The sequence below is a fragment of the Pectobacterium brasiliense genome, from assembly GCF_013449685.1.
Lineage (GTDB): Bacteria > Pseudomonadota > Gammaproteobacteria > Enterobacterales > Enterobacteriaceae > Pectobacterium > Pectobacterium brasiliense_A.
Genome location: NZ_JACDSF010000155.1, coordinates 1 through 211, shown reverse-complemented (window position 1 = coordinate 211; position 211 = coordinate 1). Strand labels below are relative to the sequence as shown.

General features: G+C 61.1%; 1 protein-coding gene. It reads right to left on the bottom strand.

All coding sequences use genetic code 11. The features are described 5' to 3' along the window. Nucleotides 1-211: putative Ig domain-containing protein (locus tag H0248_RS21810; RefSeq protein ID WP_180787463.1), on the bottom strand; the 211-nt coding region annotated here is incomplete at both ends.

Genomic DNA, 211 nt, shown 5'->3' with positions numbered 1-211 from the left:
CACCGTCAGGCCAAAGCTGGTGCTGATGGACGTATTGCTGCCGTCAGTGGCCGTTACCCGGATCACCAGCGTGCCCACATCACTATTGCTAGGTGTGCCGGAGAAGGTGCCGATAGCAGGATCGAAGCGCAGCCAGCTTGGCAGCGGCGACCCGTCAGCGAGAGTCGCGCTGAGTGTCAGGGTATCACCATCCGCATCGCTAAAGGTGCCT